Source organism: Streptomyces sp. NPDC050806, assembly GCF_055586425.1.
This window is the reverse complement of the sequence record NZ_JBVJIF010000007.1, coordinates 392,681-413,464: the sequence shown is the minus strand read 5'-3', so window position 1 is coordinate 413,464 and position 20,784 is coordinate 392,681. Positions and strand designations below refer to the sequence as shown.

The window sequence follows — 20,784 nt, the reverse complement described above, 5'->3', positions numbered from 1 at the left end:
ACCCATGGCAGTGGAAAAGCAGGCTTTCGAGTACGCACCCGCGCCGGAGTCGCGCGCGGTCGTCGACATCGCGCCGAGTTACGGGCTGTTCATCGACGGCGAGTTCGCCGAGGCGGCCGACGGCAAGGTCTTCAAGACCGTCTCGCCCGCGAACGAGGAGGTCCTCTCCGAGGTCGCCCAGGCCGGCACCGCCGACGTCGAGCGCGCCGTGAAGGCCGCCCGCAAGGCGTTCGAGAAGTGGTCGGCGCTGCCCGGCGCCGAGCGCGCCAAGTACCTCTTCCGCATCGCGCGGCTGATCCAGGAGCGCTCGCGCGAGCTGGCGGTGCTGGAGTCGCTGGACAACGGCAAGCCGATCAAGGAGTCCCGCGACTCCGACCTGCCGCTGGTCGCCGCGCACTTCTTCTACTACGCGGGCTGGGCGGACAAGCTCGGCCACGCGGGTCTCGGGCCCGACCCGAAGCCGCTGGGCGTGGCGGGCCAGGTCATCCCCTGGAACTTCCCGCTGCTGATGCTGGCGTGGAAGATCGCCCCGGCGCTGGCCTGCGGCAACACCGTGGTCCTGAAGCCCGCCGAGACCACGCCGCTCTCCGCGCTGTTCTTCGCGGACGTCTGCCGCCAGGCGGGCCTCCCCAAGGGCGTCGTCAACATCCTGACCGGCGACGGCTCCACCGGCGCCGAGCTGGTCGCGCACCCGGATGTGAACAAGGTCGCCTTCACCGGCTCCACCGAGGTCGGCAAGGCCATCGCCCGTACGGTCGCGGGCACGGACAAGAAGCTCACCCTGGAGCTGGGCGGCAAGGCCGCGAACATCGTCTTCGACGACGCCCCGATCGACCAGGCCGTCGAGGGCATCGTCAACGGCATCTTCTTCAACCAGGGCCACGTCTGCTGCGCGGGCTCCCGGCTGCTGGTCCAGGAGTCGGTCCAGGACGAGGTGCTGGACGCGCTCAAGCGGCGGATGGCGACGCTCCGCGTCGGCGACCCGCTGGACAAGAACACCGACATCGGCGCGATCAACTCCGCCGAGCAGCTGGCCCGGATCAAGGCGCTCGCCGAGGCGGGCGAGGCCGAGGGCGCCGAGCGCTGGGCGCCGTCCTGCGAACTGCCCGGCGAGGGGTACTGGTTCGCGCCGACCCTGTTCACCGGCGTCACGCAGGCCCACCGCATCGCCCGCGAGGAGATCTTCGGCCCGGTGCTGTCCGTACTGACCTTCCGTACGCCGGAGGAGGCCGTGGCCAAGGCGAACAACACGCCGTACGGCCTGTCGGCGGGCATCTGGACCGAGAAGGGCTCCCGGAGCCTGTGGATGGCGGGCAAGCTGCGCGCGGGCGTCATCTGGTCCAACACGTTCAACAAGTTCGACCCGGCGTCGCCCTTCGGCGGCTACAAGGAGTCGGGCTTCGGCCGCGAGGGCGGCCGGCACGGTCTGGAGGCGTACCTCAATGTCTGATCGTCTGAGCGTGCTCAAGACCTACAAGCTGTACATCGGGGGCAAGTTCCCCCGGTCCGAGAGCGGGCGGGTGTACGAGGTGTCGGACTCAAAGGGCAAGTGGCTCGCCAACGCCCCGCTGTCCTCCCGCAAGGACGCCCGGGACGCGGTCGTCGCGGCCCGTAAGGCGTTCGGCGGCTGGTCGGGCGCGACCGCGTACAACCGCGGCCAGATCCTGTACCGGATCGCGGAGATGCTGGAGGGCCGCCGGGAGCAGTTCACCGCGGAGGTCGCCGACGCCGAGGGGCTGTCGAAGTCCAAGGCGGCGGCGCAGGTGGACGCGGCGATCGACCGGTGGGTCTGGTACGCGGGCTGGTCCGACAAGATCGCCCAGGTCGCGGGCGGCGCGAACCCGGTCGCGGGCCCGTACTTCAACCTCTCCACGCCCGAGCCGACCGGTGTGGTGGCCGTGCTGGCGCCGCAGGAGTCCTCGTTCCTGGGGCTGGTGTCGGTGATCGCGCCGGCGATCGTGACCGGTAACACCGTCGCGGTGGCCGCTTCGGAGAAGGCGCCGCTGCCGGCCCTGTCGCTGGCCGAGGTGCTGGCCACCTCCGACCTGCCGGGCGGTGTGGTGAACGTGCTGTCGGGCCGTACGGCGGAGATCGCCGGGCCGCTGGCCGCGCACCAGGACGTCAACGCGCTCGACCTCGCGGGCGTGGCGGGCGACGCGGAGGAGGCGGCAGCGCTGGAGACGGCGGCCGCCGACAACCTCAAGCGCGTACGCCGTCCACAGGCTGTGGACTGGGCCGCCGACCCCGGCACGGACCGCATGCTGGCCTTCCTGGAGACCAAGACGGTCTGGCACCCGATGGGCGTCTGATCCCGCCGCAGCACGCGCCACAGGGGCGCCCGCGAGCCGTACGGACGGCCGCGGGCGCCCCTGTCGTACGTCCGGGGGCCTACCCGGGCAGAGCCTGCGTCACCGCGCCCACGACGGGCAGCTGACCCAGCGCCGCGCCGCTGGACAGCGGCGCGGTCAGGCCCGCTGTGCTGATCGGCTTGAAGTCGGCGATCTGGGTGCCGACGGCGTTGTCCGTCGGGTCGCTGCCGGTGCCGGAGAGGGGGTTGAGGTGGAGGGTCTTCACCGTGCCGAGGCCACTACTGGTGGCCTGCTGGAGCGCGCCGACCGTGGCGCCGGTGGCCGCCCGGATGTCCTCCAGGCTCGCGGGATCCGACTTCCCGTCGGCGGCCGTGGCGGTCGACGCGCCGGTGGCCAGCGCGGCGCCCGCCATGGACACCGCGAGCCCGGCGCGCAGCAGCCCGCGCGCCGTACGGCTCTGCTGGGGAAGACGTGCGTGAGAGGCCATGAGCACCTGCCTGTGGAGTCCGTCGCGGCGGCACCGACCGCCGCACCGCCGCCGGTGAGCCGATTGTCTGTAATGGGTCGGATGCGCAGCGTAGTTGACTGATGTGTCCACATTCCACCTTGTACGGCTGGGGTAGCTCACACGGGCGAATGCGGGACAATGAGTGCCCGTGAGCTTTCTCCCCAGCGCGCCGCCCGCCCGCGTCATCCTGCTGACCGGCCCCTCCGGCTCCGGAAAGTCCTCCCTCGCCGCCCGCACCGGCCTGCCCGTGCTGCGCCTCGACGACTTCTACAAGGAGGTCACGGACGCCTCCCTGCCGCTGCTCCCGGACGGCGCCACCGACTGGGACTCGCCACTGTCCTGGGACGCGGCCACCGCGGTCACCGCGATCGAGGAGCTGTGCCGTACGGGCCGCACGGCCGTCCCCGTGTACGACCTCGCCGCGAGCGCCCGGACCGGCGAGGAGAAGCTGGAACTGGCGGGCGCGCCGCTGTTCATCGCCGAGGGCATCTTCGCCGCGGAGATCGTCGCGGCCTGCCGGACCGCGGGCGTGCTGGCCGACGCGCTGTGCCTGCGCGGCAGACCGGCCACGACCTTCCGGCGGCGGCTGCTGCGCGACCTGCGCGAGGGCCGCAAGCCCGCCGGGGTCCTGGTGCGCCGGGGACTGCGGCTGCTGCGCGCCGAGCGGACGGTGGTGGCCCGGCAGACCGCCCTGGGCGCGTACGCCTGCGTGAAGGCCGAGGCACTGGCCCGCATAGCGTCGGTGGGCGCCGACGCCTCCGACCCCGTACGGAGCTGACGCGGAAGCACGTTCGCCCGCGCCACGCACGAAGAAGCGGGAATCGGCAGACCCCCCGCCTGCCGGTTCCCGCTTCCTCTTCCCCGTTCCCCCTGCGTTTCCCCCGTGTCCCCCCCGTACCGCGGTCCCCCCGGACCGCTTCCCCCGTGGGTCCCCGCCCTCAGGCCACCAGCTCGCCGAAGGATTCCTCCTGGTCGCGGCCGAAGCTGAGGACGTCGTCCTCGCGCAGCCGCCGCAGCGAACGCCAGATGCTCGACTTCACCGTGCCGACGCTGATGTTCAGTATGTCGGCGATCTCCGGGTCCGTCCGGCCCTCGTAGTAGCGCAGGACGAGCATCGTGCGCTGCGTCTCGGGCAGCTTGACCAGCGCCTGCCACAGCACGGCACGCAGCTCGGTGCCGCGCATCGCGTCGTGGTCACCGGCCGTCTCCGGCAGTTCCTCGGTGGGGTACTCGTTCAGCTTCCGCCGACGCCAGGCACTGATGTGCAGGTTGGTCATCGTGCGGCGCAGGTACCCACCGACCGCCCCCTTGTCGCTGATCCGGTCCCACGCCCGGTAGGTCGAGAACAGTGCGCTCTGCAGCAGGTCCTCGGCCTCGTGGCGGTCGCCGGTCAGGTGGTAGGCGGTGGCGTACAGGGAGGCGCGGCGCTCCTGGACGTAGGCGGTGAACTCGGCTTCACTGTCCACCGCCGCCGGCGCGGCGCTCCGCTCCTCCGTGGCCTCCCCGTACGTGCGTCCCCCGTCGCTTCCCCCGTCCGCGGCCGGAGCCGCGGTCCCCACGACGGTGTCAACGGCCTCGACCGGCGTCGCGAAGAACGCGGCCTGACGCTGACGCCCGGTGCCGCGAGCGCACCCCCGCCCGCTCACGGCACCGGACTTCTCCCCGGCCCGCACGACATCGTGGAGACGCGTGATTACTGCGCTGTTGGCGGTGCTGTGCAGTGTGTTCATCTCGCGCCCCCCGTCGGTTGAGCCGGCTCGTTCATCTGCGGTTCCGGGCCGTTCTCACCCGGTGCCAGAAACTCTGCCGCGGCAGTTTCATCGCGTTGTCCGCCGACTGTCACAGCCCTGTCACAGGGGGCCGCGTGAGGTTCACAGCGCCTGCTCGCGGCGTACGCCGGGGCGGGTGGGGCGCGTGCGGAGAGGGTGGACGGCCGCCGCCGGTCGAAGTCCGGCCGCGCCATGCGCCAGAATGGCGCACGTGCCTTTCCTGTTGCTGATCGAGGACGACGACGCCATCCGCACGGCCCTCGAACTCTCGCTGTCCCGCCAGGGTCACCGTGTGGTGACCGCGGCGACGGGCGAGGACGGCCTGAAACTGCTGCGTGAGCAGCGCCCCGACCTGATCGTCCTGGACGTGATGCTGCCGGGGATCGACGGTTTCGAGGTGTGCCGGCGGATCCGCCGTACGGACCAACTGCCCATCATCCTGCTGACCGCGCGCAACGACGACATCGATGTGGTCGTCGGACTGGAGTCCGGTGCGGACGACTATGTCGTCAAGCCGGTGCAGGGGCGGGTGCTGGACGCCCGGATCCGGGCGGTCCTGCGGCGCGGCGAACGCGAGTCGAGCGACTCGGCGACGTTCGGCTCGCTGGTCATCGACCGTTCGGCGATGACCGTCACCAAGAACGGCGAGGACCTGCAACTCACACCGACCGAGCTGCGGTTGCTGCTGGAGCTGAGCCGCCGGCCCGGCCAGGCGCTGTCCAGACAGCAGCTGCTCCGCCTGGTGTGGGAGCACGACTACCTGGGTGACTCGCGCCTGGTGGACGCCTGTGTGCAGCGGCTGCGGGCCAAGGTGGAGGACGTGCCGTCCTCGCCGACGCTGATCCGCACGGTCCGCGGGGTCGGTTACCGGCTGGACACCCCGCAGTGAGCGAACCGGCCGCGGGCCGGCTGCGCGGCGTGGCGTCCGGCCTGCTGCGCTGGACCAGCCTGCGGCTCCGGCTGGTGGTGGTCTTCGCGCTGGTGGCGCTGACCGCGGCGGTCTCCGCCTCCGGGATCGCGTACTGGCTCAACCGCAACACCGTGCTGGACCGTACGCAGAACGCCGCGCTGAAGGACTTCCGTACCCAGCTGGCGGAGCGTACGCGGTCGCTGCCGCTCCACCCGGCCTGCGGGGAACTGCGGGACGCCGCGCGCCGGATGGCCGCCGGTCCGCAGAACTACGACGTGCTGCTGCTCGCCGAGGACGGCGCGGGCACGACCTGCACCGCCACCACCGACCGTGACCTGCTCAACCTGAAGACCGTGCCGAAGACGCTCCAGAAGGCCGTGGAGCAGCGGCGCCCCGTGGACGCGTCGAACCAGGCGCCGTACCACCTGTACTGGCAGCGGCAGGAGATCGAGGACAACCCGTACTTCGTGGCGGGCGCGCGGCTGAACGGCGGCGGCCCGACGGGGTACATGCTCAAGTCGCTGGCCACCGAGCGGCAGGACCTGAACTCGCTCGCCTGGTCGCTGGGCGTGGCCACGCTGCTGGCCCTGGTCGGCTCGGCGCTGCTGGCGCAGGCCGCGGCGACGACCGTGCTGCGCCCGGTGCAGCGGCTCGGCACCGCCGCGCGCGAGCTGGGCGAGGGCAAGCTGGACACCCGGCTGCGGGTGACCGGCACGGACGAGCTGGCCGATCTCTCCCGTACCTTCAACCGGACCGCCGAGCGGCTCCAGCAGCGGGTGGAGGAGCTGAGCACGCGGGAGGCGTCCTCGCGGCGGTTCGTCGCGGACATGTCGCACGAGCTGCGGACGCCGCTGACCGCGATCACGGCCGTGACGGAGGTCCTGGAGGACGAGGCCGACGCGCTGGACCCGATGATCGCGCCCGCGGTGCAGCTGGTGGTCAGCGAGACCCGGCGGCTGAACGACCTGGTGGAGAACCTGATGGAGGTCACCCGTTTTGACGCGGGGACGGCCCGGCTGGTCCTGGACGACGTGGACGTCGCGGACCAGGTGACCGCGTGCATCGACGCGCGCGCCTGGCTCGACGCGGTGGAGCTGGACGCCGAGCGCGGCATCATGGCGCGGCTCGACCCTCGCCGCCTCGACGTGATCCTGGCGAACCTCATCGGCAACGCGCTCAAGCACGGCGGCTCGCCGGTACGGGTCTCGGTCCGTACGGAATCCGGCGCGGACGGCGACCGGCTGCTCATCCGCGTACGGGACCACGGCCCCGGCATCCCCGAAGAAGTGCTGCCGCACGTCTTCGACCGCTTCTACAAGGCGAGCGCGTCCCGCCCCCGGTCCGAGGGCTCGGGCCTGGGCCTGTCCATCGCGATGGAGAACGCGCACATCCACGGCGGCGAGATCACGGCAGCCAATTCCCACGAGGGCGGCGCGGTCTTCACGCTGCGCCTCCCGAGGGACGCCTCACGGCTCACGGAGGGCGGCGACGACGGCCCCGACACGGAGAACGGCTCCGGCCCGGGGACGGCCACCGAGGCGCGGCAGCGGACCGGCGAGGGCGACGGCGACGGCCCGGCGGCGGAGGGCGAGCGATGAGGCGGGCCACGGGCCGGGCGGCCCGGCGGACCACCGCGGCGCTCGCCCTGCTCGCCGCCGTCGCGGGCTGCGGCATCCGCGGTACGTCGGTACCGGTCGACGCGGGCGGCGCGCCCTCACGGGTGAGCTGCAAGGCCCAGGACGCGGCCGGCGTGCCGGAGGTGCCGGTCGGGGTGCCGGTCAGGATCTACCTGGTGTGCAGCTCGGGGCTGGTGCCGGTGGAGCGGACCGTGTCGCTGCCCAAGGCCGGTACGGCCGAGGACCGGCCCCAGATGGCCCGTACGCTCCTGACCGAGCTGCGGCAGCAGCCGGCGCCCGGCGAGGCCCTGGCGGGCTTCGAGACGGCCGTGCCGGAGGACCTGACGGTGTCCGGGCCGCGGGACGGCGATCCCGAGGACGCGCTGCGGCTGAACACCCGCCCGGAGGACCTGCCGTCGTTCGCGCTCGCACAGCTGGTGTGCACGTACGGGACGCGGATGCCGGTGGACGGGAAGCGGGCCGCGGTGCTCGGCGGCCCGGACGACGCGGCGCCGCGCCACTACGACTGCTCCGACGCCGTCCTCCGCCATCCGGACACCGCCCGGAACGCCGCCTGGAGCAGCGAGCCGGCCGCGGACAAGGGCTGAGCCCCCGCCCGGCGCCCGCCGGACCGCTGTGACGGCCCGCACGGAACCGCCGCCGCCGGTCACGGCGTCTGGGCGGGTGTGCAGCATCATGGCCCCGGCACGACGGCCGGTTTCCGTATGCGCGCCGCGGGCTTCGTGCTTCTTCTGGCGCATCTGTCGGTCGTCTACTCGCTGACGCTGCGACCACGGGCGGTGCCCTGGGTGCCCGAGGCGAACCTCCGGCCGCTGGAGACGATCCGTACGGCGCTGGCGCTGGGCCCGTGGGAGGCCGCGCACCAGCTGGGCGGCGCGGTCCTCCTGATGGCGCCCCTGGGCGTACTGCTCCCGATGGCCGGCGGCCGGCTCACCGCCTCGGCGCTGGGCTCCTTCACCCGTACCGTCTTCACGGGCGCGATGATCGCCTTCGCCGTCGGGCTGCTCCAGAGCACGGTGCCGGGGCGGGTGCCGGACGTGGACGTGGTGCTGCTGAACACGCTCGGGGTCGCCCTGGCGCACCTGGTGGTCGTCCCTGTGGTCAGGGCCCGGCTACGCCGCCGGGATGACCCACGGCGGGGGCGGACCCCGACGATCGCCAGGGTCGGGATCGCTCGGCAGGCCGACGTACTGTCCGGCTCACGCACCTAGCGTGGAGGCATCGGGTCGCACCGGAAGCGGGCCCGGAGACCAACCGAGGAGTCGAGCCCCATGGCCGCCGCACTTGTCCGCCCCCGCAACAACAGGATGATCGCCGGAGTCTGCGCGGGTCTGGCCCGGCGCTTCGGCACGACACCGACGACGATGCGCGTGATTTTCGTGCTGTCGTGTCTGCTGCCCGGTCCCCAGTTCCTGGTCTACCTGGCCCTGTGGGTCTTTCTGCCGTCGGAGAAGAAGTACAGCGAGGCCTGGTGAGCCGCGCGCCGCGGCGGGCCGGCCGGGAGCACCGGCCGCCCGCCCGGCGCCCGCCGGCACGCAGCGCGCCCCGGTCCGTACGCATCCGTACGGACCGGGGCGCGGTGGTACGCGGTGTCTCAGCCGCCGAGCGGGAGGCCGCCACCCACGGCCTTGGTGACGCCGCCGGTCGGCAGGCCGCCGAGGAGGTTGCCCTTGGCGTTCGTCTGGCCGCCTTCGTCGGAGGCCGGCGCGGCCTTGCCGGTGACGCTCTGCAGCGCACCGCTGGCGGCACCGGTGACCGGCTCGGCCGCGGTGGCGGCGGAGGCAGTCCCGGCCGCGGTGGCGGCGATGGCGGCACCGAGGGCCGCGGCACCGATGATCTTGACGGTTCCCTGCTTCATCAACTTTTGTCCTCGTGACGGGGGTTTGTCGGCACCCGACGCTAAAGACATGATCGCCGGAGCCGCAAACATCCCACATGCCCGGTTCGCCGCCGTACGAGCCGCGTGGCGCCCTCCGCCCCAGCGCCTCACCGAGCGTCAGGATGCCCTGCTCACGCCGAGTCCGCGTGCCCCTTCGGGAAGAGCCATTCCGACTTCAGTTCGGCGTAACCGGGCTTGATCACGTCATTGATCATGGCCAGACGTTCATCAAAAGGAAGGAAGGCGCTCTTCATTCCATTGACGGTGAACCACTGCATGTCGTCGAACGTGTACCGGAACGTCTCCACCAAGTGCTCGAATTCGCGCGACATGCTCGTCCCGGACATCAGCCGGTTGTCGGTGTTCACGGTCAGCCGGAACTGCAGCCGGCGCAGCAGCCCGATCGGATGCTCGGCGTAGGAAGTGGCCGCGCCGGTCTGCAGGTTGGACGTCGGGCACATCTCCAGCGGGATGCGCTTGTCGCGTACGTACGACGCCAGCCGGCCCAGCTTCACCTCACCGTCGTCGACCTGGATGTCGTCGATGATCCGCACGCCGTGGCCGAGCCGGTCGGCGCCGCACCACTGGAGCGCCTGCCAGATGGACGGCAGCCCGAACGCCTCGCCCGCGTGGATGGTGAAGTGGTTGTTCTCGCGCTTGAGGTACTCGAACGCGTCCAGGTGGCGGGTGGGCGGGTAGCCCGCCTCGGCGCCCGCGATGTCGAAGCCGACCACGCCCAGGTCGCGGTAGCGGTTGGCCAGTTCGGCGATCTCCAGGGCGCGGGCCGCGTGCCGCATCGCGGTGAGCAGCGCGCCGACGCGGATGCGGTGGCCGTTGGCGCGCGCCCGCCGTTCGCCCTCCCGGAAGCCCTCGTTGACCGCCTCGACGACCTCTTCGAGGCTCAGCCCCTTCTCCAGGTGCTGTTCGGGGGCGTACCGGACCTCGGCGTAGACGACGCCGTCGGCGGCCAGGTCCTCGGCGCACTCCGCGGCCACCCTGGCCAGCGCGTCGCGGGTCTGCATGACGGCGCAGGTGTGCGCGAAGGTCTCCAGGTAGCGCTCCAGCGAACCGGAGTCGGCGGCCTCGCGGAACCAGATGCCGAGCTTTTCCGGGTCCGTCTCGGGAAGGCCGTCGTACCCGTTCTCGCGGGCGAGCTCGGCGATCGTGGCGGGGCGCAGACCGCCGTCGAGGTGATCGTGGAGGAGCACCTTCGGCGCGCGGCGGATCTGCTCTGCGGTCGGGAGGTTGGTGGTCTCGCTCGTCATTGCCGCACTGTAGCCCCTACGCGCGTAGAACGCACTAGAGATCCGGCCGCATCTCCCGCCCGTCCCGGCCGCCCCGTACGGACTTCCCCGGCACGCCCGTACGACTGCCCTACGGCCGCGGGCACCGCCGCCGGACCGCCGTCCAGCACCGATACGGAACAGTGACCCGTACACGGGGTGGGCCACCGACCCCCGTTCTGCCATCGTTCTGCCCATGGATGGCCGATCGGTGTCCGGGCGTACGGCCCGGCTGGGGAAACGACTGGGCTCGGGGACGGGTACGGGGACGGCGGACGGCGCGGTGAACGCGGTCGCCGTATTACTGCCCGAGGGCTGCGAGACGAGCACCGCGCGGATCTCGCCGGCGGCCGCGCTGGCGGCGCGCTCACTGGCGACGGCGCTGGCGCGGGCCGGCCGCGGACACGGGCTGACCACCCATGTCCTGCACTTCCGCTGCCGCGGCTGGAACGGCGAGGCGGCCCACCCGGCGGCGGACGCGGAGTGGGCGGTGACCGAGGTCGTCCGCCGGTACGGCGACGTACCGGTCTGCCTGATCGGTACGGGCACGGGCGCCCGGGCCGCGCTGCTCGCCGCCGGCCACCCGGCGGTCAACTCCGTCCTGGGCATCGCCCCCTGGCTCCCGGCCGCGGCGCCGGCCGACCCGGTGAAGCAACTGGTCGGCCGGCGCGTACTGCTGGTGCACGGCACCAACGACGCGCGTATCGACCCCGACCTCTCCTTCCGCTACGCCGAGCGCGCCAAGAAGATCAACCGCGACACCTGCCGCTTCGAGGTCCACTCCGACGGCCACGGACTGCACCAGCACCGCGCCGAACTCCGCTCCCTCACCACCGACTTCGTCCTCGGCTCCCTCTTCCACCGCGGCTACTCCCGCCCCGTCCAGGACGCCATGGCCGCACCCCCGCCACTGGGCCTGCGCATGCCTCTGGCGGCGGGCTTCGGGGCGACGCTGGGGAGATGAGGCGACCCGGGCCGCCGGGGTGAGCGGCTCGGGCCGAGGTCAGCAGCCGCTCGGGCCGGATTGTCAGTGGGTGCCGGTAGCTTCGGGAGCAGTGTGGCGGAGGTGGGGGAGGGGCCTCGGTCACCGGGCTTCCGGGGGACTTGGCCTTGCGGGGAGAGGGAGGGGCCCTGCCAGGAAACACGCGAGCCGTCCCCGCCACCCCGGCCCCGCCACCCCTACCACCCCACTCCCCGCCACCCCTCCCCCGCCCCTCAGTTCAGCAGCTGCCCCCGCCTGCTCAGGAGGAATTTCTTGAAGGCGGCCACGGGTGGGGTGTCCACGTGGCCGTCGAGCCAGGCGACGCCGATCTCGCGGACGGCGCGGGGCGCGGTGACGGTCAGTTCGACGACGCCGGGGCGCGGGACCGGCGGGGGCGGCAGCAGGGCGACGCCCAGGCCCGCCGCGACCAGGCCGCGCAGCGTCTCGGCCTCCTCACCCTCGAAGGCGACCTTCGGGGTGAAGCCGGCCTCGGCGCACAGGGCGTCGGTGATGCGGCGCAGTCCGAAGCCGGGTTCGAGGGTGACGAACAGCTCGTCGGCGGCCTCGGCGAGCCGGATGCGCTTGCGGACGGCGAGCGGGTGGTCGTCGGGCACGACCAGGCGGAGCTTCTGCTCGTCCAGGCGGCGGGCGACCAGTTCGGGCGCGTCCGGCACCGGGGAGGTCAGGCAGAGGTCCAGATCGCCGGCGCGCAGCCGGTCGAGCATGGCCTCGCCGTAGGTCTGCACGAGCTGGAAGCGGACCTTGGGGTGGTCGGCGCGGAAGGCGCGCAGCAGGCCCGGTACGGTCTCGGAGCCGAGGGTGTGCAGGAAGCCGAAGGCGACCTTCCCGGCGGCCGGGTCGGCGTCGGCGCGTACGGACTCGGCGGCGCGCTCGATGTCGCTCAGCGCGCGCTCCACGGAGGCGAGGAAGGCGCGGCCCGCGGGGCTGAGGGACAGCGTCCGGCCGTGCCGGGCGAAGAGCGCGACGCCCAGCTCCTCCTCCAGGCGGACGATCGCGCGGCTGAGCGTCGGCTGCGGCATGCCCAGCTCGTACGCGGCGCGGGTCACGTGCTCGTGCCGGGCCACCGCCTCGAACTGGGCGAGGCGAGGTGCCAGCACCGCCGCCCAGGACGAATCCGGGGTGTCTTTTCTGTTGCGAAGCTGCAACAGAGGACGCTGTGAGCTGTAGTCATGCGGCATGGAATCGATTATGGCGTTTCGATGCATTGGACGCATGAACTGCGGCGGTCGTACGTTCGGGTCATGCCCTCCGCTGATACCAGGGCGTCCGCCACCACCCGCGCGGACGCCTCTGCCCAGTCGTCCACCACCGTCGATTCCGCCACGGCCGCCGCCGACCCCGAGGCCGGCAAGCTGCGGCCCGGGGGCCCCGGCTACCGCCGGATGAGCTTCGCGCTCTTCGCGTCCGGCATCTCGACCTTCGCCCTCCTCTACTCCACGCAGGCGCTGCTGCCCGCCATCTCCGACGACCTCGGGGTGACGCCGGACCAGGCCAGCTGGACCGTGTCCGCGGCGACCTTCGGTCTGGCGCTCGCGGTGCTGCCGCTGAGTGCCTGTTCGGAGCGGTTCGGCCGCCGCACGATGATGACGGTGTCGCTGAGCGTCGCCGCCGTGGTGGCGATGCTGGTGCCGTTCGCGCCCTCCCTCGGCGTACTGATCGCCCTGCGCGCCGTCCAGGGCGTGGCGCTGGCCGGCGTGCCGGCCTCGGCGATGGCCTTCCTGGCCGAGGAGGTACGGGCCAAGGCGCTGGTCGCCGCGGTGGGGCTGTTCGTCGCGGGCAACAGCATCGGCGGCATGTCGGGCCGGATCGTGACCGGCTGGGTCGCCCAGGCCTGGGGCTGGCGTGCGGCGCTGGCCGCGGTCGGCGCGATGGCCGTGATCTGCGCGGTGGTCTTCCGGCTGATGGTGCCGAAGGCGCGGCACTTCGTCCCGAAGGCGGTCGGCCCCAAGGCGCTCGGCAGGACCATCCTGGGGCACCTCTCCGACCCGCTGCTCTGCCGCCTGTACGCCATCGGCGCGCTCTTCATGACGGTCTTCGGCGCGGTCTACACGGTGATCGGGTACCGCCTCGTCGGCGAGCCGTTCTCGCTGCCGCAGGGCATCGCGGGCTCGGTCTTCCTGGTCTACCTCGTCGGCACGGTCTCCTCGGCGGCGGCCGGGCGTCTGGTCGGCCGGACGGGTCGGCGCGGGGCGCTGTACCTGGCCGTCGGCACGACGGCGGCGGGCCTGCTGCTGTCGCTGGCGGACGTGCTGATCCTGGTGGTCCTCGGCCTGGTCCTGATCACCGCCGGCTTCTTCGCGGGCCACGCGGTGGCGTCCTCGGCGGTCAGCCGCACGGCCAAGACAGCCCGTGCGCAGGCGTCGGCGCTGTACCAGAGCGCGTACTACATCGGCTCCAGCGCGGGCGGTGCGCTCGGCGCGCTGGCCTTCCACGCCGGTGGCTGGGCGGCCACGGTCGCCCTCGGCCTGCTGGCGATGGTCGCGGCGGCGGCCGTCACCCTGTACGCCACGCGCAAGGCGGTCGCGGAACGCCGCGTCCTCCAGATGCAGAAGGCCGCGTAACGCGGCACCACAGCCCGAAGGGGCCGCCCCGCCACCTGTCCTGGCGGGACGGCCCCTTCGCCTTTGCGCAGCGTCAGTCGACCGGGAAGATTCCTGTGTCGAGGGTGACCTCGAACGGCGCCGGAAGCTCGACCTGATCACCGAACTTGCCGCTCCACAGGACGCGGTACACGTCGTCCGACGGCTCACCGTAGAGCGTGATCACCGGCCCTGCCGGGGCCCAGCGGTCGACGAGCAGGTACAGCGGAACACCGGCCCGGGCGTATCCCGCGGCCTTGGCGATCCGGTCGTTGCTCGCGTTCGACTGGGACGTGACCTCGACGATCAGCTTGGCGGAAGATGCCGGGACGTAGCGGTCGGGGCTTGCACCGAGGACATCGTCGTCGGGCACCACGGCGAGGTCGGGGATGTAGCACCCCCGGCGCATCGGAATTCCCGTCCCGAGAGTCTGGTAGACGCCCCAGTCTTCCGGAAGCACGGAGTACAGGCGGCGGTGGATTTTCTCGGCGATGAAGTTGTGGTTGCTGCCGGGCGGTGGCGACACGGTGACGATCCCCTCGATGATCTCCACCTTCCAGCCCTCGGGTACGTCCGCCTGCTCCCAGGCACGGACGAGGTCGTCCCACGTCGGGCCGTTGTCCGGCGTGTGGTCGACGGTGAGTGCGCTCATGGCGGTCTCCTCTATCGGTACGTCACCGATCCCAGCATGCCGAACAGGACCCGAACCGGTCCACCGATCTCGTTCGCCCATACGAGGCAACCGCAGGTCAGGCGGCACGTTTCTGCTTGGCCGACACTCACTTGCCCTTCTTCTTCAGGGCCTCGGGCCTGTGCACAGCGGAGCCGCCGGACTTCTCGCTGCGGACCTTGTACTGGAGGTCGTCCGGGGAGGCGTCGACCGTGCGGCCGGCTTCCTCGGTGCGGTGGGTGATCTTCTTCTCGACCTCGCCGACGGCCTCGCCGCCGTGCGACTTCCAGGTGACCTTGTCGCCCTTGCGGAGGCCGCCGGACTCGCTCTTCCTCTGGTTCTTTTTGGCCATGCGGCCAGGAGACCACCGGAGGGCGGGAAGCGCGCGGCGGGCGCACCCTCGTGGGGCACGCCCGCCTTTCCGCGGCGCGGGGAGCGTCAGGCGATGCGGTCCAGGACGATCGGGTCCGGGGTGAAGTCCGTGCCGGGCGGGGCGATCAGTACGCCGCCGTCGAGGGCCTCGATGGCGGCGGCGAACTTCTCCGGGGTGTCGGTGTGCAGGGTGAGCAGGGGCTCGCCGGCGCGCACCGCGTCGCCGGGCTTGGCGTGGAGTTCGACGCCGGCGCCGGCCTGTACCGGGTCCTCCTTGCGGGCGCGGCCTGCGCCGAGGCGCCAGGCGGCCAGGCCCACGGCGTAGGCGTCGAGGGTGGTGAGGACGCCGGAGGTGGCGGCGTTCACGACGTGCTGCTCGCGGGCGGCCGGGAGGGGCGCGTCGGGGTCGCCGCCCTGGGCCAGGATCATCCGGCGCCAGTGGTCCATCGCGGAGCCGTCGGCGAGCGCCTTGGCCGGGTCGGCGTCGGGGAGGCCGGCCGCGGTGAGCATCTCGCGGGCGAGCGCGAGGGTCAGTTCGACGACGTCGGCGGGGCCGCCGCCGGCCAGGACTTCGACGGACTCGCGTACCTCCAGGGCGTTGCCCGCGGTCAGGCCGAGGGGGGTGGCCATGTTGGTGAGGAGCGCGGAGGTGCGTACGCCGTGGTCGGTGCCGAGTCCGACCATGGTCGAGGCGAGTTCGCGGGCGTCGTCGAGGTTCTTCATGAAGGCGCCGGAGCCGACCTTGACGTCCAGGACCAGGGAGCCGGTGCCCTCGGCGATCTTCTTGGACATGATGGAGGAGGCGATCAGGGGGATCGCCTCGACGGTGCCCGTGACGTCGCGGAGCGCGTAGAGCTTCTTGTCGGCGGGGGCGAGCCCCGCACCCGCCGCGCAGATGACGGAGCCGACGTCGCCGAGGACGGCGAGCAGCTCGTCGTTGGTGAGGTCGGCGCGCCAGCCGGGGATGGCCTCCAGCTTGTCCAGGGTGCCGCCGGTGTGGCCGAGGCCGCGGCCGGAGAGCTGGGGTACGGCGGCGCCGCAGGCGGCGACGAGCGGGGCCAGCGGGAGGGTGATCTTGTCGCCGACGCCGCCTGTGGAGTGCTTGTCGGCGGTGGGGCGGGCGAGGGAGGAGAAGTCCATCCGCTCACCGCTGTTGATCATCGCGGCGGTCCAGCGGGCGATCTCCTTGCGGTTCATGCCGTTGAGGAGGATCGCCATGGCGAGGGACGACATCTGCTCGTGGGCGACCTCGCCGCGGGTGTACGCGTCGATGATCCAGTCGATCTGGTCGTCGGTCAGTTCGGCGCGGTCGCGCTTGGCGCGGATGACGGAGATGGCGTCCATCGAGCGTTCCTTTCCACGGGTGCTCCCCTATGTCTACACGCATAGAAAGGGTGCGGGGAACGGTTCAGCGGGTCAGGTGTTCCGGCCCGAACGCGTCCGGAAGGAGATCGTTCAACGGCCGGATCCCGGCCTCGGTGTCGACCAGCAGGTCCGGTCCCCCGTGCTCGAACAGCAGCTGGCGGCAGCGGCCGCAGGGGATCAGCACCTTGCCGTACCGGTCCACGCACGCGAACGCGGTGAGCCGGCCGCCGCCGGTCGCGAACAGCTCGGAGACCAGGCCGCATTCGGCGCACAGGCCGAGGCCGTACGAGGCGTTCTCGACGTTGCAGCCGGTGACGGTGCGGCCGTCGTCCACGAGGGCCGCCGCACCGACGGGGTAGCCGGAGTAGGGCGCGTAGGCCCGGGACATCGCGTCCCGGGCCCGCTCGCGCAGCTTCTCCCAGTCGGGAGCGTCGGTCACGTGTCCCGGCCCCCTCGGGTTTCACAGACCTCGTTCGTCACTTGCCCTGACCCCTTCGGTACGCCTTGCCGATGGCTTTCGGTGCCCGCAGTCGCTGGGCGGCCAGCGACAGGACCAGCAGCGTAGCGATGTACGGCGCCACGGAGACGATTTCCAGCGGGACCGTGTCGGTCGTGGCGTACCAGAGGGCGAGCAGGACGGCGACGACGATGCTGACGACGCCCTGGACGCGGTGGCCGCCGCGCAGCTTCCAGATCGCCAGGCCGACGAGCAGCACGGCGAGCAGGAGCAGCAGCGCGTGCACGGTGGTGCCGCCGCCGCGCAGCTGGAAGGCGTCCATGAAGCCGAAGAGGCCCGCGCCCATGGCGACGCCGCCGGGCCGCCAGTTGCCGAAGATCATGGTGGCGAGGCCGATGTAGCCGCGGCCGCCGGTCTGGCCGTCCTGGTAGATGTGCACGTAGATGGCGAGGAACGCGCCGCCAAGACCGGCCAGCGCGCCGGAGACCAGCACGGCCGCGTACTTGTACGTGTAGACGTTGACGCCCAGCGACTCGGCCGCGACCGGGCTCTCGCCGCAGGACCGCAGCCGCAGTCCGAAGGACGAGCGCCACAGGACGAAGAAGCTGGCGGCGAAGACGACCGCGGCGAGCACGGTGAGCCAGGAGACGTTGGTGACCAGCGAGCCGAGGATGCCGGCCAGGTCGGAGACGAGGAACCAGTGGTGCTTCTCGATGGAGAGCAGCCAGTCCGAGAGTCCGGGGACGGTGAAGGTCGGCATGTCGTCCATCGGCGGGGACTGCTTGTCGTTGCCGCCCGCCTGCGCCGCCGCGCTGCCCTCCGCGCCGAACCACAGCTTGGCCAGGAACTGGGTGAGGCCCAGCGCCATGATGTTGACGGCGACGCCGGAGATGATGTGGTCGACGCCGAAGGTGACGGTGGCGATCGCGTGGATCAGGCCGCCGAGCGCGCCGCCGATGACGCCGGCCAGCGCCGCCGCCCAGGGCCCGTACTCCCAGCCGACCCAGCCGGCCGAGAACGCGCCGAGCATCATCATGCCTTCGAGGCCGATGTTGATGACGCCGGAGCGCTCGGCCCACAGGCCGCCGAGGCCCGCGAGGCCGATCGGCACGGCGGCGTTGAGGGCCGCGGTGTACTGGCCGGAGCCGGTGAGGTCGGTGGCGCCGGTGACGACGCGGAGCAGGGAGAGCAGGACGAGGGCGCCCGCGAGGATCAGCAGGACCTTGGGGTAGGTCAGCTTCGAGCGGGCGGCGGCGAGCCGGCCGCCGTTGCCGCCGGGGTCCTTCGCGACCGGGGCCGTGAGGTTCTGGCTCACGCGGACACCTCCGCCTTGTCGGTCTTGCGGGCCTGCGCGGCGAGTTCCTCGCCGACCTTGCGCTGCTGGATCCGCAGGCCGTAGCGGCGTACGACCTCGTAGGCGATGACCACGCACAGGACGATGACGCCCTGCATCACGCCGACGATCTCCTGCTCGTAGTCCTCGAACTCCAGCTGGGTGCCGGTGCGTTCCAGGAAGCCCCACAGCAGCGCGCCGGCGGCCATGCCGAGGGGGTGGTTGCGGCCGAGCAGCGCGATGGCGATGCCGGTGAAGCCGATGCCGACGGGGAAGTCGGTGCCGTAGTTGTACGAGACGCCGAGCAGCGTCGGCATGCCGATCAGACCGGCCGCCGCGCCGGAGAGCAGCATGGACGTGACGACCATGCGCTTCACGCTGACGCCGCCGGCCTGCGCGGCGGACTCCGACTGCCCGACGGTCCGCAGGTCGAACCCGAAGCGGGTGCGGCCGAGGACGAACCAGTACGCGAGGCCGGCGACGGCCGCGACGACGAGGAAGCCGTCGAGCGGGTCGGGCTGGGTCGGGATGGTGAAGAAGTGGCTGGAGGCCGGCAGGTCCGGGGTGTGGAAGAGGTTGCCGTCCTTCACCGCGAGCCGGCCGTCCTGGAGGAAGTAGCCGATCACTGCGGCCGCGATGGAGTTCAGCATGATGGTCGTGATGACCTCGCTGACCCCGCGGGTGGTCTTCAGTACGCCCGCGATGCCCGCCCAGGCCGAGCCGACCAGCATCGCCACGATGATGATCAGCGGGATCTGGAGGAAGCCGGGGAGAGTGAGCGCGCCGCCGACGACCGCGGCGAAGAAGGCCGCGATGCGGTACTGGCCGTCCACACCGATGTTGAAGAGGTTCATCCGGAAGCCGATGGCCACGGCCAGCGCGGAGAGGTAGTACGGCACCGCCTTGTTGATGATCCAGACCTGGCTGTCGCTCTTGGAGCCGAAGTCCGCCATCACGGTGTAGGCGTGGAGCGGGTCCTTTCCGGTGGCCAGGATGATCACCGAGGTGATGAGCAGGGCCGCGACGATGGCGAGCGCCGGTGCGGCGATGCCCAGGGTGAGCTTCGTACGGTCGATCTTCTTCACTCCCGGTCGCCCCCTTCCGCGTCCTCGACGTGCTCCAGGTGGCCGCTGGCGGCGCCGGTCATGGCCGAGCCCAACTCCTCGGGGGTGACGGTGGCGGGGTCGGCGTCCGCGACCAGCCGGCCCCGGTACATCACCCGCAGGGTGTCGGACAGGCCGATCAGCTCGTCCAGGTCCGCGGAGATCAGCAGCACGGCCAGGCCCTCGCGCCGGGCCTCGCGGATCTGGTCCCAGATCTGCGCCTGTGCGCCGACGTCCACGCCGCGCGTGGGGTGCGCCGCGATCAGCAGCTTGGGGTGGTGGCTCATCTCGCGGCCGACGATCAGCTTCTGCTGGTTGCCGCCGGAGAGCGAGGCCGCGGTGACCTCGATGCCGGGGGTGCGCACGTCGTACTCGGTGACGATCCGCCCGGTGTCGGCGCGGGCCGCCTTGAGGTCCAGCAGCCGGCCCCTGGAGTTGGGCTTCTCGGTGACGTGGCCGAGGATGCGGTTCTCCCAGAGCGGGGCCTCCAGGAGCAGGCCGTGCCGGTGCCGGTCCTCGGGGACGTAGCCGATGCCGTCCTCGCGCCGCTTGCGGGTGGGCGCGTGGCTGATGTCCGCGCCGTCCAGCGTGATGGTGCCGCCGTCCGGGTCGCGCATGCCCATGATGGCCTCGACCAGCTCGGCCTGGCCGTTGCCCTCCACGCCGGCGACGCCCAGGACCTCGCCCTTGTGGATGGTGAAGCCGATGCCGTCCAGGACGGCGCGCACGACGCCGTCGGGGTCGGTGGCGCTCAGGTGCAGCCCGTCGACCGTCAGCATCGGGGTGTCGGTGACGGTGGACTCGCGGGTCTCCGGCGAGGGCAGTTCGCTGCCGACCATCAGCTCGGCGAGCTGCTTGGGGGTGGTGCCGGCCGGCACCACGGAGGCGACGGTCGTGCCGCGCCGGATGACGGTGATGTCGTCGGCGACGGAGAGGACCTCGCCCAGCTTGTGCGAGATGAAGATGACCGTCAGGCCCTCGGCCTTCAGTTCGCGCAGGTTGTCGAAGAGCGCGTCGACCTCCTGCGGGACCAGCACCGCCGTCGGCTCGTCGAGGATGAGCGTACGGGCGCCGCGGTAGAGGACCTTGAGGATCTCCACGCGCTGCCGGTCGGCGACGCCCAGGTCCTCGACCAGGACGTCGGGCCGTACGTTCAGGCCGTACCGGTCGGAGACCGCCAGGACGGCCGCGCGGGCCGCCGGGCCGATGCCGTGCAGCTTCTCGGCGCCCAGGACGATGTTCTCCAGGACGGTGAGGTTGTCGGCGAGCATGAAGTGCTGGTGCACCATGCCGATGCCGCGGGCGATGGCGTCGGCCGGGCTCGCGAAGGAGACCTGCTCGCCGTCGGTGGTGATGGTGCCCTCGTCCGGCTTCTGCATGCCGTAGAGGATCTTCATCAGGGTGGACTTGCCCGCACCGTTCTCGCCGACCAGGGCGTGCACGGTGCCGCGCCGGACGGTGATGTCGATGTCGTGGTTGGCGACGACGCCGGGGAACCGCTTGGTGATGCCGCGGAGTTCGACGGCGGGGGCCGCTGCGGGGGCCCGCTCCGCCGGAGGGCTGCTGGACGCTGTGATGGCGCACTCTCCTCGGAGAGAAGGAGCGGG

22 protein-coding genes are annotated in these 20,784 nt (G+C 72.0%); 10 read left to right on the top strand and 12 right to left on the bottom strand.

Translation table 11 applies throughout. The features are described from left to right. The first annotated feature begins 4 nt into the window (after nucleotides 1-4). Nucleotides 5-1,450, top strand: coding sequence for an aldehyde dehydrogenase family protein (locus ACZ6WH_RS23950; RefSeq protein ID WP_469730421.1), 1,446 nt, complete (start codon nucleotides 5-7; stop codon nucleotides 1,448-1,450). After that, nucleotides 1,443-2,309 carry an aldehyde dehydrogenase family protein gene (locus ACZ6WH_RS23945; RefSeq protein WP_469730419.1) on the top strand — a complete coding sequence of 289 codons (867 nt, stop codon included), beginning with the start codon at nucleotides 1,443-1,445 and terminating at the stop codon, nucleotides 2,307-2,309. The genes ACZ6WH_RS23950 and ACZ6WH_RS23945 overlap by 8 nt, the downstream gene beginning before the upstream one ends. A 79-nt stretch (nucleotides 2,310-2,388) precedes the next feature. On the opposite strand, the gene ACZ6WH_RS23940 is transcribed toward ACZ6WH_RS23945, so the two are convergent. Beyond that, the gene (locus ACZ6WH_RS23940) at nucleotides 2,389-2,796 is read right to left on the bottom strand and encodes a hypothetical protein (protein WP_432858234.1); all 408 of its coding nucleotides are present in this window, start codon (nucleotides 2,794-2,796) and stop codon (nucleotides 2,389-2,391) included. Nucleotides 2,797-2,965: 169 nt separating this feature from the next. Between ACZ6WH_RS23940 and ACZ6WH_RS23935 the strand changes: the two genes are divergently transcribed. Continuing rightward, nucleotides 2,966-3,595 (top strand): uridine kinase family protein, encoded by a 630-nt coding sequence (locus ACZ6WH_RS23935; RefSeq protein ID WP_469730417.1) that lies wholly within the window; start codon nucleotides 2,966-2,968, stop codon nucleotides 3,593-3,595. A gap of 160 nt (nucleotides 3,596-3,755) precedes the next feature. Here the strand turns inward: ACZ6WH_RS23935 and ACZ6WH_RS23930 are convergent, their stop codons facing one another. Further along, nucleotides 3,756-4,547, bottom strand: coding sequence for a SigE family RNA polymerase sigma factor (locus ACZ6WH_RS23930; RefSeq protein ID WP_469730415.1), 792 nt, complete (start codon nucleotides 4,545-4,547; stop codon nucleotides 3,756-3,758). 250 nt (nucleotides 4,548-4,797) lie between these two features. Between ACZ6WH_RS23930 and afsQ1 the strand changes: the two genes are divergently transcribed. The 5 genes from afsQ1 (at nucleotide 4,798) to ACZ6WH_RS23905 (ending at nucleotide 8,608) form a co-directional block, all read left to right on the top strand. Next, a complete protein-coding gene (gene afsQ1, locus ACZ6WH_RS23925; RefSeq protein WP_131124765.1) occupies nucleotides 4,798-5,475 on the top strand; it encodes a two-component system response regulator AfsQ1 in 678 nt (225 codons plus the stop codon). Beyond that, the gene (locus ACZ6WH_RS23920; RefSeq protein WP_469730412.1) at nucleotides 5,472-7,094 is read left to right on the top strand and encodes an ATP-binding protein; all 1,623 of its coding nucleotides are present in this window, start codon (nucleotides 5,472-5,474) and stop codon (nucleotides 7,092-7,094) included. The genes afsQ1 and ACZ6WH_RS23920 overlap by 4 nt, the downstream gene beginning before the upstream one ends. Next, on the top strand, nucleotides 7,091-7,720 hold the full coding sequence (locus ACZ6WH_RS23915; protein ID WP_432858228.1) for a hypothetical protein: 630 nt from the start codon (nucleotides 7,091-7,093) through the stop codon (nucleotides 7,718-7,720). The genes ACZ6WH_RS23920 and ACZ6WH_RS23915 overlap by 4 nt, the downstream gene beginning before the upstream one ends. A 117-nt stretch (nucleotides 7,721-7,837) precedes the next feature. Further along, nucleotides 7,838-8,344, top strand: a complete 507-nt coding sequence (locus ACZ6WH_RS23910) for a VanZ family protein (protein WP_432858226.1) — start codon at nucleotides 7,838-7,840, stop codon at nucleotides 8,342-8,344. A gap of 60 nt (nucleotides 8,345-8,404) precedes the next feature. Further along, on the top strand, nucleotides 8,405-8,608 hold the full coding sequence (locus ACZ6WH_RS23905; protein ID WP_432858224.1) for a PspC domain-containing protein: 204 nt from the start codon (nucleotides 8,405-8,407) through the stop codon (nucleotides 8,606-8,608). Between the two features lie 119 nt (nucleotides 8,609-8,727). On the opposite strand, the gene ACZ6WH_RS23900 is transcribed toward ACZ6WH_RS23905, so the two are convergent. Then, on the bottom strand, nucleotides 8,728-8,991 hold the full coding sequence (locus ACZ6WH_RS23900) for a hypothetical protein (RefSeq protein ID WP_361559815.1): 264 nt from the start codon (nucleotides 8,989-8,991) through the stop codon (nucleotides 8,728-8,730). Between the two features lie 152 nt (nucleotides 8,992-9,143). After that, nucleotides 9,144-10,277, bottom strand: coding sequence for an adenosine deaminase (locus tag ACZ6WH_RS23895; RefSeq protein WP_469730409.1), 1,134 nt, complete (start codon nucleotides 10,275-10,277; stop codon nucleotides 9,144-9,146). Nucleotides 10,278-10,491: 214 nt separating this feature from the next. Here ACZ6WH_RS23895 and ACZ6WH_RS23890 point away from each other — a divergent pair, with 214 nt between their 5' ends. Next, nucleotides 10,492-11,259, top strand: a complete 768-nt coding sequence (locus ACZ6WH_RS23890; RefSeq protein WP_432858220.1) for an alpha/beta hydrolase — start codon at nucleotides 10,492-10,494, stop codon at nucleotides 11,257-11,259. Between the two features lie 251 nt (nucleotides 11,260-11,510). Here the strand turns inward: ACZ6WH_RS23890 and ACZ6WH_RS23885 are convergent, their stop codons facing one another. Further along, entirely contained in the window at nucleotides 11,511-12,476 is a 966-nt protein-coding gene (locus ACZ6WH_RS23885) for a LysR family transcriptional regulator (protein ID WP_469730406.1), read from the bottom strand. Between the two features lie 63 nt (nucleotides 12,477-12,539). On the opposite strand from ACZ6WH_RS23885, the gene ACZ6WH_RS23880 reads away from it, so the two are divergent. Next, on the top strand, nucleotides 12,540-13,859 hold the full coding sequence (locus tag ACZ6WH_RS23880; RefSeq protein ID WP_469730404.1) for an MFS transporter: 1,320 nt from the start codon (nucleotides 12,540-12,542) through the stop codon (nucleotides 13,857-13,859). A gap of 73 nt (nucleotides 13,860-13,932) precedes the next feature. On the opposite strand, the gene ACZ6WH_RS23875 is transcribed toward ACZ6WH_RS23880, so the two are convergent. The 7 genes from ACZ6WH_RS23875 to ACZ6WH_RS23845 form a co-directional block, all read right to left on the bottom strand. Further along, entirely contained in the window at nucleotides 13,933-14,529 is a 597-nt protein-coding gene (locus ACZ6WH_RS23875) for a Uma2 family endonuclease (protein ID WP_469730402.1), read from the bottom strand. Between the two features lie 127 nt (nucleotides 14,530-14,656). Continuing rightward, complete coding sequence (locus ACZ6WH_RS23870) at nucleotides 14,657-14,899, bottom strand: hypervirulence associated TUDOR domain-containing protein (RefSeq protein WP_469730400.1); 243 nt, start codon at nucleotides 14,897-14,899, stop codon at nucleotides 14,657-14,659. 86 nt (nucleotides 14,900-14,985) lie between these two features. Then, nucleotides 14,986-16,263 (bottom strand): thymidine phosphorylase, encoded by a 1,278-nt coding sequence (locus tag ACZ6WH_RS23865; protein WP_469730398.1) that lies wholly within the window; start codon nucleotides 16,261-16,263, stop codon nucleotides 14,986-14,988. Nucleotides 16,264-16,327: 64 nt separating this feature from the next. After that, complete coding sequence (locus ACZ6WH_RS23860; protein WP_432858210.1) at nucleotides 16,328-16,723, bottom strand: cytidine deaminase; 396 nt, start codon at nucleotides 16,721-16,723, stop codon at nucleotides 16,328-16,330. Nucleotides 16,724-16,760: 37 nt separating this feature from the next. After that, nucleotides 16,761-18,056 carry an ABC transporter permease gene (locus tag ACZ6WH_RS23855; protein WP_432858208.1) on the bottom strand — a complete coding sequence of 432 codons (1,296 nt, stop codon included), beginning with the start codon at nucleotides 18,054-18,056 and terminating at the stop codon, nucleotides 16,761-16,763. Beyond that, nucleotides 18,053-19,159, bottom strand: a complete 1,107-nt coding sequence (locus ACZ6WH_RS23850) for an ABC transporter permease (protein WP_432858206.1) — start codon at nucleotides 19,157-19,159, stop codon at nucleotides 18,053-18,055. The genes ACZ6WH_RS23855 and ACZ6WH_RS23850 overlap by 4 nt, the downstream gene beginning before the upstream one ends. Then, nucleotides 19,156-20,754 carry an ABC transporter ATP-binding protein gene (locus ACZ6WH_RS23845; RefSeq protein ID WP_469730689.1) on the bottom strand — a complete coding sequence of 533 codons (1,599 nt, stop codon included), beginning with the start codon at nucleotides 20,752-20,754 and terminating at the stop codon, nucleotides 19,156-19,158. Before ACZ6WH_RS23845 ends, ACZ6WH_RS23850 begins: the two co-directional genes overlap by 4 nt. Between the last annotated feature and the right edge of the window lie 30 nt (nucleotides 20,755-20,784).

Coding starts and splice junctions, on each gene's coding strand:
- ACZ6WH_RS23915 (WP_432858228.1), top strand. CDS start 7,091: ATGAGGCGGGCCACGGGCCGGGCGGCCCGGCGGACCACCGCGGCGCTC.
- ACZ6WH_RS23940 (WP_432858234.1), bottom strand. CDS start 2,796: ATGGCCTCTCACGCACGTCTTCCCCAGCAGAGCCGTACGGCGCGCGGG.
- ACZ6WH_RS23945 (WP_469730419.1), top strand. CDS start 1,443: ATGTCTGATCGTCTGAGCGTGCTCAAGACCTACAAGCTGTACATCGGG.
- ACZ6WH_RS23880 (WP_469730404.1), top strand. CDS start 12,540: ATGCCCTCCGCTGATACCAGGGCGTCCGCCACCACCCGCGCGGACGCC.
- ACZ6WH_RS23910 (WP_432858226.1), top strand. CDS start 7,838: ATGCGCGCCGCGGGCTTCGTGCTTCTTCTGGCGCATCTGTCGGTCGTC.
- ACZ6WH_RS23890 (WP_432858220.1), top strand. CDS start 10,492: ATGGATGGCCGATCGGTGTCCGGGCGTACGGCCCGGCTGGGGAAACGA.
- ACZ6WH_RS23895 (WP_469730409.1), bottom strand. CDS start 10,277: ATGACGAGCGAGACCACCAACCTCCCGACCGCAGAGCAGATCCGCCGC.
- ACZ6WH_RS23900 (WP_361559815.1), bottom strand. CDS start 8,991: ATGAAGCAGGGAACCGTCAAGATCATCGGTGCCGCGGCCCTCGGTGCC.
- ACZ6WH_RS23930 (WP_469730415.1), bottom strand. CDS start 4,547: ATGAACACACTGCACAGCACCGCCAACAGCGCAGTAATCACGCGTCTC.
- ACZ6WH_RS23870 (WP_469730400.1), bottom strand. CDS start 14,899: ATGGCCAAAAAGAACCAGAGGAAGAGCGAGTCCGGCGGCCTCCGCAAG.
- ACZ6WH_RS23905 (WP_432858224.1), top strand. CDS start 8,405: ATGGCCGCCGCACTTGTCCGCCCCCGCAACAACAGGATGATCGCCGGA.
- ACZ6WH_RS23875 (WP_469730402.1), bottom strand. CDS start 14,529: ATGAGCGCACTCACCGTCGACCACACGCCGGACAACGGCCCGACGTGG.
- ACZ6WH_RS23885 (WP_469730406.1), bottom strand. CDS start 12,476: ATGCCGCATGACTACAGCTCACAGCGTCCTCTGTTGCAGCTTCGCAAC.
- ACZ6WH_RS23950 (WP_469730421.1), top strand. CDS start 5: ATGGCAGTGGAAAAGCAGGCTTTCGAGTACGCACCCGCGCCGGAGTCG.
- ACZ6WH_RS23865 (WP_469730398.1), bottom strand. CDS start 16,263: ATGGACGCCATCTCCGTCATCCGCGCCAAGCGCGACCGCGCCGAACTG.